This is a genomic window from Marinobacter persicus (genome assembly GCF_002934325.1).
In the GTDB taxonomy this organism is placed as follows: Bacteria; Pseudomonadota; Gammaproteobacteria; order Pseudomonadales; family Oleiphilaceae; genus Marinobacter; species Marinobacter persicus_A.
In genome coordinates this window covers 57,648-72,738 of the sequence record NZ_PTIV01000018.1, presented here as the reverse complement: position 1 = coordinate 72,738, position 15,091 = coordinate 57,648, and the positions used below count along the sequence as shown (strand labels likewise).

Genomic DNA, 15,091 nt, shown 5'->3' with positions numbered 1-15,091 from the left:
ACTTATTAAGCAATCAGGGCCGCAACTGGGCGGCCATGGCGGCCACCCGCCCAGTCTGCGAGACTTGCTGGGTGGCTATGAGAAATCCGGGCTAGAGAGAAGCCAAATTCTCTGCGGTAATCTCCACAATCCGCTGGCGCGCCTCCCGGCTGGCCCAGGCGGAATGGGGTGTCACGATCAGGTTGGGAATATCACCCGCCAACAGCGGGTTGCCGTTGCGCGGTGGCTCTTCGGTCAGCACATCAAAACCGGCGCCGGCAATCTCGCCGTTGCGCAAGGCCTCGGCCAGCGCCGCCTCATCCACCAGGCCTCCGCGACTGGTATTGATCAGCAGCGCTCTCGGCTTCATTCTTTCCAATTCTTTCTTGCCAATCAGGTTGCGGGTGGACTCCGTCAGCAGACAGTGAAGGGAAATCACATCGGCGGTTTCCAGCAGATAGTCCAGGGGAATGCGTTCATAACCATCCACAGTACCCGGCTCCTGCCCGGGCCGGCAGCCCAAGACCACGGTCATACCGAAAGCCTTTGCCCGCTCGGCCAGGCCCTGCCCCAGATCCCCGTAGCCAATAATGCCCAGCGTTTTGCCTTCCAGCTCCATGATGGGGTGGTTCATCAGGCAGAACATGTCGCTCTCGCCCCAACGGCCGGCCCGTACATCCCGGTCGTAGTCGAGCAGGCGCGTTGCCAGGGCCAGGATCAACGCCATGGTGTGCTGGGAGACGGTGGAACGGCCGTAGTTGGTTACGTTCATCACCTCGACACCGTGGTCGTTGGCCGCCTGCAAATCGATGTTGTTCAGCCCGGTGGCCACCACCGCGATGGTTTTCAGCTCGGGGCAGGCTTCAAAATGCTCGCGGCCAATCACCACCTTGTTCACCAGCAGGGTGTCAAACCCCCGCAGTCGCTCCACAACCTCTTCCGGCCGGGTGCGCGGGTAGCAGGTCAGCCCACCGGTAACCTCTTCAATTGGCTCCAGGTCAACGTCGTGACCGAGCGTGGCGGCATCCAGAAACACGGCTTTCATGGCTCTCTCCATCATTAGGGGGCTTCTCAACAAAACCTCAGATTAAGTTAGACTGAGGAAAACGTCCAAATCCGGAGAGAGCATCATGGAACACGAATTCTGGCACACACGCTGGGCGAAAAACGAAATCGGTTTTCATGAAGGAACCGTGAACCAGTACCTGCACGACCACTGGCCGGAGCTGGCGGGGAACCGCACCGACACAGTCTTTGTCCCCCTGTGTGGCAAGGCCCATGATATGTGGTGGCTACACGACCGGGGCCATCCGGTGATCGGCGTGGAGCTCAGCGAGCTTGCCTGCAAGGACTTCTTTGAGGAAGCCGGCGAAAAGGCCAGGGTGCATCCCGGCGAACCATTCACCGTGTTCAGCCAGGACGACCTGCAACTGTGGTGTGGCGACTTCTTCCAGCTGGTGCCCGACGATCTCAGGCATGTGCGCCTGGTATACGACCGGGCCGCGCTTATCGCCATGCCCCCCACTTCAAGGCCCCACTATGTGGAGCACCTAAGCGCCATACTCCCCGATCAGGCCAAAATCCTGCTGATCACCCTGGACTATGACGGCACCGAGATGCAGGGGCCTCCGTTCAATGTACCCGACAGCGAAGTACACCAGCTGTTTGGCGAGGATTATGAGGTTCGCCAAATCCTGAAAAATGATTTGCCCAAGGACAACCTGTTCGTCAAACGCCGGGGCCTGCAGAACGGCGTCAGCGAAAGCGTGTTCGTACTCACGCCGAAATGACCGGATTCGGTGACAAATTTAATAAAAGCGATTCATAGATTTTCCCCCAACCCGGTCACATCTGAACTAAGATGAAATCAGGCAGCGCTTCCACCGAAACAAAAATTAAGGAAGCCTGCCCGCATCCATTCCATATCAACCAGACACCCATCGCCGCACTCGGCGACCCAAAACAAACGGGGATATTGCGTGATTTAACAAGCAGATAACATTGCGATCGGGGGATCACCCATGACCATACTGCAACAATTCAAGGACCGCTACGAAGCCACTCAGGAGGAGGAATACTCCCTTGAGGAATATCTGGCGATCTGCAAGAACGATCCGGCCGCCTACGCCACAGCAGCCGAAAGAATGCTCATCGCCATTGGCGAACCGGAGCTGATGGACACCTCCCGTGACCCACGCCTGTCACGTATTTTCTCGAACAAGGTGATCAAGCGTTACCCGGAATTTTCCGAGTTCTACGGTATGGAAGAAGCCGTGGAGAACATCGTTTCGTTCTTCCGCCACGCCGCTCAGGGGCTGGAGGAAAAGAAACAGATTCTGTACCTGCTGGGCCCGGTAGGCGGCGGCAAATCCTCTCTGGCCGAGAAGCTCAAACAACTGATGCAGAAGGTCCCCTTCTACGCCATCAAGGGCTCACCGGTGAATGAGTCACCCTTGGGCCTGTTTGACCCGGCCGAAGACGCCAGCATTCTGGAAGAAGAATACGGCATTCCCCGGCGCTACCTGAATTCCATCATGTCGCCCTGGGCGGTCAAACGCCTGCACGAATACGGTGGCGACATCAGCCAGTTCCGGGTGGTGAAGAAATACCCGTCGGTGCTGGATCAGATTGGCGTCTCCAAAACCGAGCCCGGCGACGACAACAACCAGGACATCTCTGCTCTGGTGGGCAAGGTCAACATCCGCATGCTGGAGGACTACTCCCAGGACGACCCGGACGCCTACAGCTTCAGCGGCGGTCTGTGCAAGGCCAACCAGGGGTTGATGGAGTTTGTGGAAATGTTCAAGGCGCCCATCAAGGTGCTGCACCCATTGCTGACCGCCACTCAGGAAGGCAACTACAACACCACCGAGGGCATGGGCTCTGTGCCCTTTGACGGCATTGTGCTGGCCCACTCCAACGAATCCGAGTGGCAGACCTTCCGTAACAACAAACACAATGAGGCATTTCTTGACCGGGTGTATATCGTTAAGGTGCCTTACTGTGTGCGGGTTACCGAAGAAATCGACATCTACCGCAAGCTGCTGAAAAGCAGCTCTCTGGCCGGAGCTCCCTGCGCCCCGGACACCCTCGACATGCTGGCCCAGTTCTCGGTGCTCTCGCGCATCAAGGAGCCGGAAAACTCCAGCATTTACTCGAAAATGAAGGTGTATGACGGCCAGAACATCAAGGACACCGACCCAAAAGCCAAATCCATTCAGGAATACCGGGACGCCGCTGGTGTGATGGAAGGCATGGACGGCCTGTCCACCCGGTTTGCGTTCAAAATCCTCTCCCGGGTGTTCAACTTCGACACCACGGAAATTGCCGCCAACCCGGTACACCTGCTTTATGTACTGGAAAAGCAGATTGAACAGGAGCAGTTCCCGGCGGAAGTTCAGGATCGCTACCTGCGCTTTATCAAGGAATACCTGGCGCCCCACTACGTGCGCTTCATCGGCAAGGAAATCCAGACCGCCTACCTGGAAAGCTACAGCGAGTACGGCCAGAACCTGTTCGACCGCTACGTGACCTACGCCGATTTCTGGATTCAGGACCAGGAATACCGGGATCCGGACACCGGCGAAATCCTGGACCGGGCCTCCATCAACGAGGAGCTGGAGAAGATCGAGAAGCCCGCCGGCATCTCCAACCCGAAAGACTTCCGCAACGAGGTGGTCAACTTCGTGCTGCGGGCCCGGGCCAACAACGGCGGCAAGAATCCGTCCTGGCTCAGCTATGAAAAACTGCGGGCGGTAATCGAGAAGAAGATGTTCTCCAACACCGAGGACCTGCTGCCGGTCATTTCCTTCAACCCGAAAGCCAGCCAGGAAGACCAGAAGAAACACAAGCAGTTCGTCGAGCGCATGGTCGACAGAGGCTATACCGAGAAGCAGGTCCGGCTGCTGGCCGAGTGGTACCTGCGTGTTCGCAAGTCTCACTAGGTCAGTAACCGGTTACTGACGGGAGTAGCACCATGGGTATGACACACATCGTCGATCGGCGATTGAACGGCAAGAACAAGAGCGCGGTGAACCGGGAACGGTTCCTGCGCCGCTACCGCCACCACATCAAGAAAGCGGTGAGCGAGGCGGTGCACAGGCGCTCCATTACCGATGTCGAGCGGGGGGAAAGCATCAGCATCCCCAGCCGCGACATCGACGAGCCGGTCTTCCATCACGGCCAGGGCGGGCGAAGAGAGATGGTTCACCCGGGCAACCACGAGTGGGTGGCCGGCGACACCATCGAAAAGCCCGAAGGCGGCGGTGGCCGGGGTTCCGGTCAGGGCCAGGCCAGTCCCGACGGTGAAGGCATGGACGAGTTCGCCTTCCAGATCACCCAGGAGGAGTTCCTGGACTTCCTGTTCGATGACCTGGAGCTGCCCAACCTGGCCCGCAAGAAACTCAAGGACACCGAAGCCTTCAACTACGTGCGCGCGGGCTTCACCAACCAGGGCATTCCGGCCAAGCTGGATGTCGTACGCTCCCTGCGCGGGGCCCACGCCCGTAGGCTGGGCCTGGGTGGCGCCCGCAAGCGCAAGATCCGGGAACTGGAGCGGCAACTGGCGGACCTGAGATCGGCCGCCGACGACGCTGACCCGGTGTTCAGCAAGGCGGACCAGATCCAGGCGCTGGAGGAAGAGATTGCCCGATTGAAGGCCAACGTCAAACGCATTCCCTTCATTGATGACATCGACCTGCGCTACCGCCAGCACGTCAAGGAGCCACGGCCGGCCACCAGTGCGGTCATGTTCTGCCTGATGGACGTCTCCGGCTCCATGACCCAGGTCCACAAGGACATCGCCAAACGCTTCTTCATCCTGCTGTACCTGTTCCTGAAGAAGAACTACAAGAAGATCGAAGTGGTGTTCATCCGCCACCACACCAGCGCCAAGGAAGTGGACGAGGAGGAATTTTTCTACAGCCGGGAAACCGGGGGCACCATTGTTTCCAGCGCCTTGCGCCTGATGCACCAGATCATCGAGGCCCGCTATTCGCCGGCGGAGTGGAACATCTACGCCGCCCAGGCCTCCGATGGCGATAACTGGAACGACGACTCCCCCATCTGCAGCCAACTGCTGGCCAACCAGCTGTTGCCGCTGGTGCAGTATTACGCCTACGTGGAGATCACCCCGAACGACCACCAGATGCTCTGGTACCAGTACGAGGAAGTCCAGGAGCATTTTCCCGAGGCTTTTGCCATGCAGCAGATCGCCGACCCCGGCGACATATACCCGGTATTCCGACAACTGTTCGAGAGGAAAGCCGCATGAGCCGTAACGCCGACCATCCGAACGCACCGGAGCGTGACCCCATCGAGCCGCTGGAATCCGGCCGCGCACGCAAACCGATTTCCACTACCTCGGAATGGACCTTCGAACTGATCCGGCAGTACGACGAGGAAATTGCAAAGTGCGCAGCCGAATTCGGCCTGGACACCTACCCCAACCAAGTGGAAGTGATCAGCGCCGAACAGATGATGGACGCCTACAGCTCGGTAGGCATGCCGGTGGGCTATCACCACTGGTCCTTCGGCAAGCAGTTTCTGCAGACTTCCAAGGGCTATGAGCGGGGCCAGATGGGGCTGGCCTATGAAATCGTGATTAACTCCAACCCCTGCATTGCCTACCTGATGGAGGAAAACACCCTGCCCATGCAGGCATTGGTGATTGCCCACGCCAGTTACGGCCACAACTCCTTCTTCAAGGGGAACTACCTGTTCCGCACCTGGACCGACGCCAGCGCCATCATTGACTACCTGGTATTTGCCCGCAATTACGTGGCCGAGTGCGAGGAACGATACGGCGTAACAGAGGTGGAAGAAATTCTGGATTCCTGCCATGCCCTGATGAACTATGGCGTCGACCGTTACAAACGCCCGGCTCCGATTTCCGCAACCGAAGAAGCCCGACGGCAGAAAGAGCGGGAAGAATACCAGCAGCGACGCATCAACGACCTCTGGCGCACCATCCCTACCCCGGAGGGAGATGAGGATCCGGTGAAACGTACACACCGCTACCCGAGCGAGCCCCAGGAAAACCTGCTGTATTTCATCGAAAAGAACGCGCCACTACTGGAAACCTGGCAGCGGGAACTGGTGCGGATTGTGCGCAAACTGGGCCAGTACTTTTATCCTCAGCGCCAGACCCAGGTAATGAACGAAGGCTGGGCCACTTTCTGGCACTACACGCTGTTGCACCGCATGTATGAAAAAGGCCTGGTCACCGACGGCTTCATGCTCGAATTCCTGCAAAGCCACACTGCCGTGGTGTATCAGCCCCCCTTCGACAGTCCCTGGTATTCGGGCATCAACCCTTACACCCTGGGCTTTTCCATCTTCACGGATTTACGCCGTATCTGCGAAACCCCCACGGAGGAAGACCGGGAGTGGTTCCCGGATATTGCCGGCCAGAACTGGCTGGAAACCGTTCACTTCGCCATGCGCAATTTCAAGGATGAGAGCTTCATCCAGCAGTTCCTGTCTCCCAAGGTGATGCGGGATCTGAAACTGTTTGCGATCGAAAACGATGAACTCGATGACCATTACACCGTCACCGCCATTCACGACGATCCCGGTTACCGTACCCTGCGGGAAAAGCTGGCGCGCCAGTACAATCTCAGTTACCGGGAACCGAACATTCAGGTATGGAATGTGGATGTACGTGGCGACCGCTCACTGACACTGCGGCATATCACCGTGGACAGGGTTCCGCTGGGCCCGGAAACAGAAGAAGTGCTGCGTCATGCGCACCGGCTGTGGGGCTTTGATGTACATCTGGAAAGCCTGGATGAAGGCGCAGTGATGGAAACTTACCACTGCCCCTGAACGCGCAGGCTTCAGGCGATCTGTAACAGACGCAAGAGCTGTGACTGATGCCGGCTTTGCACAATATCGGCCAGGGTATATTGATCCAGCACTTCCAGAAACGCTTTCAGGGCCTCATTGAACATGGATTTGAGGCCGCACACTGGCGTGATTTTGCAGGTATTGCGGGAGGAAAAACATTCAACAATATTCAGATCCTGCTCGGTTTCCCGTACCAGAATGCCGATGTTAATCTCCTCCGGTGCCCTATGCAGGCGCATACCCCCGTTCTTGCCACGAATGGTTTCGATGTAGCCTTTTTTGTTGAGCTGATGCACTACTTTCATCAGATGGTTCTTGGAAATTTCATAGCTGTCAGCAATTTCCTGAATGGTCGCCAGCCGGTCACCCTCTGCCGCCAGATAGATCAGAACCCTGAGTGAATAGTCGGTGTAACGGGTGATGTGCATGTGTTGCTCCAAATAATAGAAATCTTCAACAGCTCGGGCGAGTCATCAAATAAACGGCTACGGCCAGCAGGAACAGTCCTGAGATAGTCAGCACCAGAGCCGGACTCCCCAGAAGCAACAACATGCTCCAGCTTGCCATCATCATGGCCAACGCAAGAAACCTGGCTTTGAGTGGAACCGCTCGTCGCTGACGCCATAGCTCAATCGCCGGGCCGAAGGTCTGGTGTTGCTCCAGCCAGGCAGCAAAAGCCGGCGACCCCCTGCTGGCAAAATATGCAGCCAGAATAACAAACGGCGTTGTTGGCAAAAGTGGCAATACGACGCCCAACGCCGCAAGCCCTGCGGAGGTATACGCCAGAAAACGAAATCCGGTTTTGCCAACATGCTCACTGGTCACGGCAATCACGCTCACCCCTTATCGCCAATCATTCTACCGATATTCAATGGACAGGTCTGCCCAAACGGCTAAGAAATGCCAGCCTGGCAACATAGGCGACCTTTATGCCCACCGCAAAAAGCAAAGTGCCAACATGCGCAAGAATCTGAACGGCCATGGGAAAGTAGTGTGCCATGGGATAGGCCACCAATACTGTCAGCACCAATCCCGATAGTGACCAGACCATCGCCCAGTTCGCTCTGAATAACAGGGTTTCCATAAAAAAGCCTCCTGAATACATCTTTAACATGTATTTTATAGGCTTCTTTAAAAGCGATTGCAACCCTCCCTGCACAAGGCTCCTGATTTTTTTTACTGACCGATTTCGATCAACCGCCGGGGGTCTGAGATGAATAGCCGGCTGCGGTTTACCCGAACCAATCCGCTGGCTTTCAGGTCGGCCAGAATGCGGGAAAAGGTTTCCGGCTGCATGGCCAGCCTGGAGGCCACGAGGCACTTGGGCAGGGGCAGTTCGACTTCCCCGCCCTGGTCGCACTGGCCTTCTCCGTCTGGCAGCAGGTCGATCAGGTAACGGATGACCCGGTCACGGGCGTTCTGGACAGTCATGATTTCCAGTTCATGGAACCGGGTAACAGCGCGCTGGGCATAATGATTCAGCGCCGCCTGGGCATATTCCGGGTAGCGCCCCAGCAACTCGCGGTAGGCCCGGATCGGAATCATCAGTACTTCACTGGATTTCAACGCCTCGGCATAGCAGGCATAGCGTGCCGGCTCAGCGTAGATCATCACTTCCGCAAAACAGTCCCCCGGGGCAATGCTGTCCAGAGTCCGGTCAACCCCCGAAGAATCCAGCCGGTACAGGCGCAATCGGCCGGAGATAACGAAGAAAAAGTGATGGGCAGGCATGTCCTGCCGGTACAGCAGTTGATGGTGCCCAAGCCGGAGGAAACGGGACTGGTGAACCAGGTGATCCACATGCTCTGGCCGAATCGTCCGGAACATGGGGTGTGAACGCATGGCTCCAAGGCCGTCGTCATCACTCAGCGTTTTGTTGACGGCAACGAGTACCGGTTTGGTGTATTTGCTCGCGACAGCTTGGGTCATCGCCATGAGTAGGTCTCCCTGCATAAACATGCATTATTAATATTTGTCATCTATGTTAGAAGCGAGATCCGGAAAAATCGCTCCCCCGTTGGGGGTAGAATGTCGGTTCCTGAAAATTAATTGACTCAACTCAAACTCTGCGGAGGCACAAGCACCTTGCTTTCTGGCCGCTTCGTCCACCAGGCAAACATCAGAAGACTGGCGCCGAACACCCCGAACAGGACCATGAACACCGCGGTGCGCACACCCAGCCACTGATTGATCGCACCAAATAACAGCGACAGCAAAAAGGCCACTGAACAGGCAGTCACCAACAAAAAGCCGGCAAACAAAGCCGCCTCTGACCGGTTCATCAGAATGACCACTCGTTGCGCACTACCCATGGCACAACCCATGGCAACACCCAGCATCACCACAAGGCCGCCTTCAACCATCAATGGCAGGGCAAACTTGATCACAATGACGGCGTCTATTCCCCGGATGAAGAGGGTCATGGGCGGGTAAGAAAGAACAAAAAGCGCACACAGGCATACAGCCAGGGCACGGGTGGTGACGCGGATGCTGCCGAAGTGGTCAGAAAGCCAGCCGCCGGTAATCTGCGCCAGTGCGCCGGGAATCACGAACCATTGCGCCATACCGGCACCGGCATCCAGTTGCAGACTGAACTGGGCGGACAAGAAATCCGGCAACCACAACGCCAGCGCGAAAAAGCTGCCAGCCACCATGCCGAAGTGAATGCTCATTGGCAGTGTTTGCCGGCGTTGCAACAGATAACAGAAGCTCGCCAGGGAGGTCCGACGCTGGTCGGCCAGCCCTGGAATATCCGGGGCGGTCAGCATTAATAGCAGGGCAATCAGCAACGAAAGAACGATCAGGTAGGCGACAGGCGCCCCCTGCCAGGAAAACGCCTCATGAAAGAGCGGAACCAGATGGTAGCTGAGGCCGGCACCGGTCACGCCGGCACCGAATATACCCAGAACCAGCCCCAGGCGCCTGACCGGGCAGTGGCTGATCACAAATTGCAGCCCGGCACTGTAGAAGCCACCGGCAAATCCCAGACCACTGGCAACCGCGAGGTAGCCATAATAGCTTTCCACTCCCGGCAACAGGGCCATGCACAGTGCCAGCCCGGCGAGACACCAGAGCATGATAAACCGGGCGCCATGGCGTTGTGCCGCCAGCCCGGCCGGAATGGCCAGCGCGGCACCAGAAGCCATTGGCATAGCCAGCAACGCACCAAACTGAAAACTGTTCAGGGCCAGATCTTCCCGAATATGCACGCCCACGACAGCAAACAGTGTCCAGCAAGCCGAAGCTACGACAAAACCCGTCACCGCCAACGGTAAAATAACCGCCAGCGAGGCCAGCCTGTCGTCGTCTGCGAGCGGTGCCTGCACGTTGCTTACCCTTTGAAACCAACTTTTTATTGTCAGGTTTTGTGGAGACAAGGGTCAAAAGCTATGATGGGTTATCAACTATCGGGGTAATTCGCTATCCTGAAAGAGGTACCCGGCAAGTTGATTCTTCGTCAGAATAAAAGATGCCGAACAGATCCGCACTCCTTCTCCAGACAAAAGGCGTTGCATGACATCAAAACACCCTTTGGTTAACCGGGTTGCCATTGTTATTGGAGCCATTGTGCTGACAGCCATTGTCAGTATGGCCAGCACCCTTGCGGTATCCAACAGCATCGAAGGGAATGCGACGGCCATCAATCAGGCCGGCGCACTGCGCATGGGCGCCTATGAGCTGGTCGCAGTCTCCGCCGCCGAGGCCTCACAGGCCAGACCACCTGTCCAAGAGCAACTGGCCAACTACCAGCGGCAGTTGCAAGGTTCAGCAATCATGCAAGCCATTCCCCGTACCGACGACCACCCACTGGTACGCCAGCATCAGAATGTCAGCAATATATGGCAGACCCAGTTGAAACCGGCTATTGAAAGGCATCGACCTGGAGTACCGGTGACCTCGGGCATGCTGGCAACGGTGGAAGACTACATCATTGAGGTGAACCAGCTGGTAAAAATGCTGGAAGAGCGAACCGAAGCCCGAATCGACCTGCTTCACATGATCCAGATCATCAGCATGGTGTTCTCGATACTGATCATCGTGGCACTGTTCGTTGACCTCAAAAACCGGGTTATCCGGCCACTGCGCAAGCTGATAGATATCGCCGTTGCCGTAGGCGACAAAGACTTCTCCCGCAAAGCCAGCCTCAGGGGCTCCGACGAGCTGGCCAGGCTCGGCTCGGCTTTTGATCAGATGACCGATGAACTGGCCATGACCTACCATGAGCTGGAAAGCAAGGCCCGGCAAAAAACCGAAGAACTGGAAACCAGTCACGCTGCCCTGCAGGCCATGCACTCAGCGAGCCGAGGCCTGTTTGCCAATCACGACCTGTGCAGTGGCGCTATCCCGATGCTGCAGGAACTGGAGCGACTGCTGGGCATCGGCCCCATCCGGCTATACCTGCACGACAAACACTCCGATGAGCCGGTAGAAGCGGTCACCACCGCCACCGACCAGCGCCCCTTCTATTGCCGGGATCATCACTGCAATGCCTGCCTGGTCACCCCAGAGGCGCTTGATGAGCTGCCCGTCGCCAGCAACGATGGCCGCCGCCTGCTCCTGCCCATTCGCATTCCCGGCCAACTGCTGGGCACTCTTGAGGTCTGGTATCCGGCCAGTAAAGCTTTGTCGGCGACCTCCCGCAGACTGCTGGAAACTCTGACAGACCAGCTTGCCACTGCCATTTATCTGGAGAACCAGATCACTGAAGAGCAGCAGATGACACTGGCCGAAGAGCGCACGGTTATTGCCCGCGAACTGCACGATTCGCTGGCGCAGTCCCTCTCCTACCTGAAGATGCAGGTCGCGCGCCTGCGGCGCCTGAACATAGAGGGCGAACAGAAAGCAGTACACGAAGACATCCTGAACGAACTCAGTACCGGCCTGAACAGTGCCTACCGCCAGTTGCGGGAGTTACTGGCCACCTTCCGCCTGAAACTCGATACGCCGGATCTGGCCACTGCCCTGACCAAAACCATTGACGAATTCTCCGTACGTCTGGGCAAGCCGGTGGAGTTCGAGTACAACCTGCCACCCCAGACACTGTCTCCCAACGAAGAAATTCACACACTTCAGATTGTCCGTGAAGGCCTGGCCAACGCTGTTAAGCATGCAGACGCCACCGACATCCGGGTAGAAATATTGTTCGAATCACCCCAGGTCTGCGCTCGTGTCCTGGACAATGGCAAAGGTCTGCCCGGTGAGTCCCAGCCGGTGAATCACTACGGCCTGATCATTATGGAAGACCGGGCCACAACCCTGGGCGGCCAGCTTCGTGTACACAACCGGGATGAAGGTGGCGTGGAAGTCGCATTAACCTTTATTCCAAAAAGCCGGAACATGATTTCCACCGAAACCTCGTCGGCGTAACCGACCAGTCACTTCAATGAGAGAGATGATGTCAGAAACACCTGCAAGCATTCTGCTGATAGACGACCACCCCCTGCTGCGCCAGGGCATCAAGCAGCTGATCGGCATGGAGGACGACATGATCGTCGCCGGTGAAGCCAGCAATGCCGCTGATGGTATCCGCCTGGCCTCTGAACTGGAGCCGGATCTGATCCTGATGGACCTGAACATGCCGGAAATGAACGGCATCGAAGCCCTGAAAAAGCTTCGGGAACAGAGTGTCAGCTCGCGGATCGTGATGTTTACCGTGTCTGACCTGGAAGACGACGTGGTGGCAGCCCTGCGTGCCGGAGCTGATGGCTACCTGCTCAAAGACATGGAACCGGAAGACATGATCCGGCAACTGCACCAGGCGGCAACCGGTAAGCTGGTCATCAGTGAGCGCCTGACCACCCTGCTGGCCGAAGCCTTGCGCTCCAACAAGCCTCATCAGGCCTCACGCCCGGATTTCGACAGCCTGACTCCCAGAGAAAAAGACATTCTGCGACTGATTGCCGAAGGCCTGTCCAACAAGATGATCGGCCGCAAGCTGGATATCAGCGACGGCACCGTCAAAGTGCATGTCAAACATCTGCTGAAAAAACTGAGCCTGCGATCGCGGGTTGAAGTAGCGGTATGGGCGGTCGAAGAAGGCTTTCACCGGGCCTGAAAGTGGCCAGGCGGCCTAGTGGGGAAACACTGAGTTATATCAACCCGATAGCTGCCGGTTTGCGATACTCTGGGCAAATTCCATACTGCCCGGAGATCGCCATGCAACTCTCTATGCCCCGGTTACCTGTTCTGCCACCCCGCCAGTCGGGAGACCTGTTCGATCAGTCGCTGGCCGTATTGCGGGAATTCCTGCCCTCCCCCGCGCCATTGCTGGGCACCATTGACCGGAGTATCCCACTGCCATTGAAACAACTGGCCGTGGAAGCCCCGCTGAACCGGGTATTCGCAGAAGCCATGGCCGAGGGCGAATTCGACGATTTCGAAGGCCGGCGCATACGCCTGGAAGTCACGGGTGGTCATCCCGGCCTGACACTGGGTTTTCAGAACAACAGATTGCGCGTGTTTGCAGGCCCCGGCGAAGCCACCATCCGGGGCTCACTGGCCGCCTTCAAAACCCTGGCGGAACGCAAACAGGACCCGGATCAGCTGTTTTTCCAGCGCCGCCTGGTCATTGAAGGCGACACCGAGCTGGGCCTGGCCCTGAAAAACCTGCTGGACAGCCTGGAGTGGCAAATCAACCTGCGCCAGCTTCTGCGCTCCGGGCGGTCTGGCGCTGTCAGCTAACCGGCTTTTCCTCTTTCAGCCCCAGCTTTTTGAGAATCACCATGGCCGGACACCACTTGGTGAACGCAGACTGAATCAGGTTCAGGGCAATAAAGCCGGTGAATAAAAGCCAGTAGGGGCTCACATAATGCGCCAGCAAAATTGAAATCAGAGTAAACACGCCTGCCATCAGGCGAAGACCTTCGTTGACCGTCATAACACACCTCCCTTGGGAAATATCTTTATATCATTATCTTATTTACCTGGGCATGCAATGATCTCAAGCAAGGCAAAACCGTTTCACGCATTCTGGTTGTTTTTCCCGGCAGCGGCACTGTGGGCGGCCCTGACAGTACCACTTTCCATTCATGCGGTATTGTCGGGTTCCGGGTGGCCTCCCGGGCTTCTGGGTGCCGGTCATGGTCATGAGCTGATATTCGGCTTCGCCCTGGCTCTTATCGCCGGGTACACCCTCGGGCCTCAGCCCTGGCGAATTCTTGCGCCTCTGTTTCTGCTTTGGCTGGTGGCGCGGCTTTGCTGGGTGCTGGCGCCAGACAATCCGGTCTCCCAGCTATTGAGCCCTGCCTTCGCCTTGTTGCTGGCACGTTATGTCGTGCCCAGATTCCAGGCCGCAAAGAAGTGGCGCAACAAGATCGCCGGTCCGCTGATCCTCACACTGTGCGTGTTGTCTGTCGCCTTCGGGTTGGTCGCTTATGCCCCGGGCAACCTCGCGGTTGCGTTACCGGATACACGCCGGATTATGGTGGCCGCCATTATCGGCCTCTTATTGCTCATGACGTTTATGGGTGGAAGAATCATTGCCCCGGCGGTGGCGGGGACACTGGAGAAGAATGGCGTTGCTCTGGCCGCAAGAGTGCAGCCACGCATTGAAGGCGCGCTTTTAGTGATCCTGCCAGTGGCGATGATATTGGCCTTGGTACCGTTTGCGAATCGCCTGACCGGCCTTCTTCTGGTCCTGTCGGCCATTCTGATTCTGGTCCGGATCGTGCGCTGGAAGCTTTGGCATTGCAGAAGTCGGGCGGATTTACTGATACTGGCAACCGGCTATCTCTGGCTAGCCATCGGGGCAGCCCTGACCGGCATTCACCTGTGGCAGGGAGCCGACCCACTACCCGCGCTGCACGTGATCACCATTGGCGCTCTTGGCACCCTGTCAATCAGCGTCATGCTGCGCCTGGCCTGGCAAAGGGCCGTAGGGAGTTTTCCTCCCACGTGGCAGGTACTCGGCGTTGCCGGCCTGATCCTGGTGGCAGTGTTAGCCCGGCTACAGGCAGGCGCTGCCCCTTTCACGCATCCAGAAGCACTCTGGCTCTCCGCCGCTTGCTGGTCTGCTGCTTACGGCCTGTGTGCGGTGCAGCTTGGCGTGCTATTTCGCCATAGCCAGAAGAGACGGAAATAGTTGGCGAGCTTCATTTTCTTCGTTTTTCACGCTCCCGCTTAACCTGGTTGGATTTGCATTCATTACTTATAAGGTCCAGCCATCTCACATGCTGATCCCAGATCGGGTCTTTGGTTTGTTCTGATTTCTTGCTACCCATCATTACCTCTTCATGCACTGAGTGAACAAACTTACTTAACATGTATA

The 15,091-nt window shown here is 57.2% G+C and carries 15 protein-coding genes; 8 read left to right on the top strand and 7 right to left on the bottom strand.

Annotated elements, in window-relative coordinates:
- Positions 1 to 91: 91 nt before the first annotated feature.
- Entirely contained in the window at positions 92 to 1,024 is a 933-nt protein-coding gene (locus BY454_RS10650; protein ID WP_104416331.1) for a D-2-hydroxyacid dehydrogenase, read from the bottom strand.
- An 85-nt stretch (positions 1,025 to 1,109) separates the two neighbouring features.
- Here BY454_RS10650 and tmpT point away from each other — a divergent pair, with 85 nt between their 5' ends.
- The 4 genes from tmpT (at position 1,110) to BY454_RS10630 (ending at position 6,804) form a co-directional block, all read left to right on the top strand.
- Complete coding sequence (gene tmpT, locus BY454_RS10645; RefSeq protein WP_104416332.1) at positions 1,110 to 1,769, top strand: thiopurine S-methyltransferase; 660 nt, start codon at positions 1,110 to 1,112, stop codon at positions 1,767 to 1,769.
- Between the two features lie 231 nt (positions 1,770 to 2,000).
- Positions 2,001 to 3,923 (top strand): PrkA family serine protein kinase, encoded by a 1,923-nt coding sequence (locus BY454_RS10640; RefSeq protein WP_104416333.1) that lies wholly within the window; start codon positions 2,001 to 2,003, stop codon positions 3,921 to 3,923.
- Between the two features lie 38 nt (positions 3,924 to 3,961).
- Positions 3,962 to 5,251 carry a YeaH/YhbH family protein gene (locus BY454_RS10635; RefSeq protein WP_258075627.1) on the top strand — a complete coding sequence of 430 codons (1,290 nt, stop codon included), beginning with the start codon at positions 3,962 to 3,964 and terminating at the stop codon, positions 5,249 to 5,251.
- The gene (locus tag BY454_RS10630; RefSeq protein ID WP_104416335.1) at positions 5,248 to 6,804 is read left to right on the top strand and encodes a SpoVR family protein; all 1,557 of its coding nucleotides are present in this window, start codon (positions 5,248 to 5,250) and stop codon (positions 6,802 to 6,804) included. The genes BY454_RS10635 and BY454_RS10630 overlap by 4 nt, the downstream gene beginning before the upstream one ends.
- Positions 6,805 to 6,815: 11 nt before the next feature.
- Here BY454_RS10630 and BY454_RS10625 read toward each other — a convergent pair whose 3' ends face one another.
- The 5 genes from BY454_RS10625 to BY454_RS10605 form a co-directional block, all read right to left on the bottom strand.
- Complete coding sequence (locus BY454_RS10625) at positions 6,816 to 7,253, bottom strand: RrF2 family transcriptional regulator (protein WP_104416336.1); 438 nt, start codon at positions 7,251 to 7,253, stop codon at positions 6,816 to 6,818.
- A 25-nt stretch (positions 7,254 to 7,278) separates the two neighbouring features.
- Positions 7,279 to 7,659, bottom strand: a complete 381-nt coding sequence (locus BY454_RS10620; protein ID WP_258075626.1) for a YbaN family protein — start codon at positions 7,657 to 7,659, stop codon at positions 7,279 to 7,281.
- Between the two features lie 34 nt (positions 7,660 to 7,693).
- Positions 7,694 to 7,909: a hypothetical protein gene (locus BY454_RS10615; protein ID WP_104416386.1), complete on the bottom strand. Its 216-nt coding sequence runs from the start codon at positions 7,907 to 7,909 to the stop codon at positions 7,694 to 7,696.
- Between the two features lie 92 nt (positions 7,910 to 8,001).
- Positions 8,002 to 8,760, bottom strand: coding sequence for a Crp/Fnr family transcriptional regulator (locus tag BY454_RS10610; protein ID WP_104416337.1), 759 nt, complete (start codon positions 8,758 to 8,760; stop codon positions 8,002 to 8,004).
- Between the two features lie 119 nt (positions 8,761 to 8,879).
- Complete coding sequence (locus BY454_RS10605; protein ID WP_104416338.1) at positions 8,880 to 10,151, bottom strand: MFS transporter; 1,272 nt, start codon at positions 10,149 to 10,151, stop codon at positions 8,880 to 8,882.
- A gap of 187 nt (positions 10,152 to 10,338) precedes the next feature.
- Here BY454_RS10605 and BY454_RS10600 point away from each other — a divergent pair, with 187 nt between their 5' ends.
- From BY454_RS10600 to ubiT, 3 genes are all read left to right on the top strand, one after another.
- Positions 10,339 to 12,192 (top strand): histidine kinase, encoded by a 1,854-nt coding sequence (locus BY454_RS10600; RefSeq protein ID WP_104416339.1) that lies wholly within the window; start codon positions 10,339 to 10,341, stop codon positions 12,190 to 12,192.
- A gap of 28 nt (positions 12,193 to 12,220) precedes the next feature.
- Positions 12,221 to 12,880 (top strand): two-component system response regulator NarL, encoded by a 660-nt coding sequence (narL, locus tag BY454_RS10595; protein WP_104416340.1) that lies wholly within the window; start codon positions 12,221 to 12,223, stop codon positions 12,878 to 12,880.
- Positions 12,881 to 12,981: 101 nt separating this feature from the next.
- A complete protein-coding gene (gene ubiT / locus BY454_RS10590) occupies positions 12,982 to 13,506 on the top strand; it encodes a ubiquinone anaerobic biosynthesis accessory factor UbiT (protein ID WP_104416341.1) in 525 nt (174 codons plus the stop codon).
- Here the strand turns inward: ubiT and BY454_RS10585 are convergent.
- Complete coding sequence (locus BY454_RS10585) at positions 13,499 to 13,702, bottom strand: YgaP family membrane protein (protein ID WP_104416342.1); 204 nt, start codon at positions 13,700 to 13,702, stop codon at positions 13,499 to 13,501. The two genes, ubiT and BY454_RS10585, sit on opposite strands and share 8 nt — an antisense overlap.
- A gap of 57 nt (positions 13,703 to 13,759) precedes the next feature.
- Here BY454_RS10585 and BY454_RS10580 point away from each other — a divergent pair, with 57 nt between their 5' ends.
- Positions 13,760 to 14,905, top strand: coding sequence for an NnrS family protein (locus tag BY454_RS10580; protein ID WP_104416343.1), 1,146 nt, complete (start codon positions 13,760 to 13,762; stop codon positions 14,903 to 14,905).
- Positions 14,906 to 15,091 lie beyond the last annotated feature (186 nt).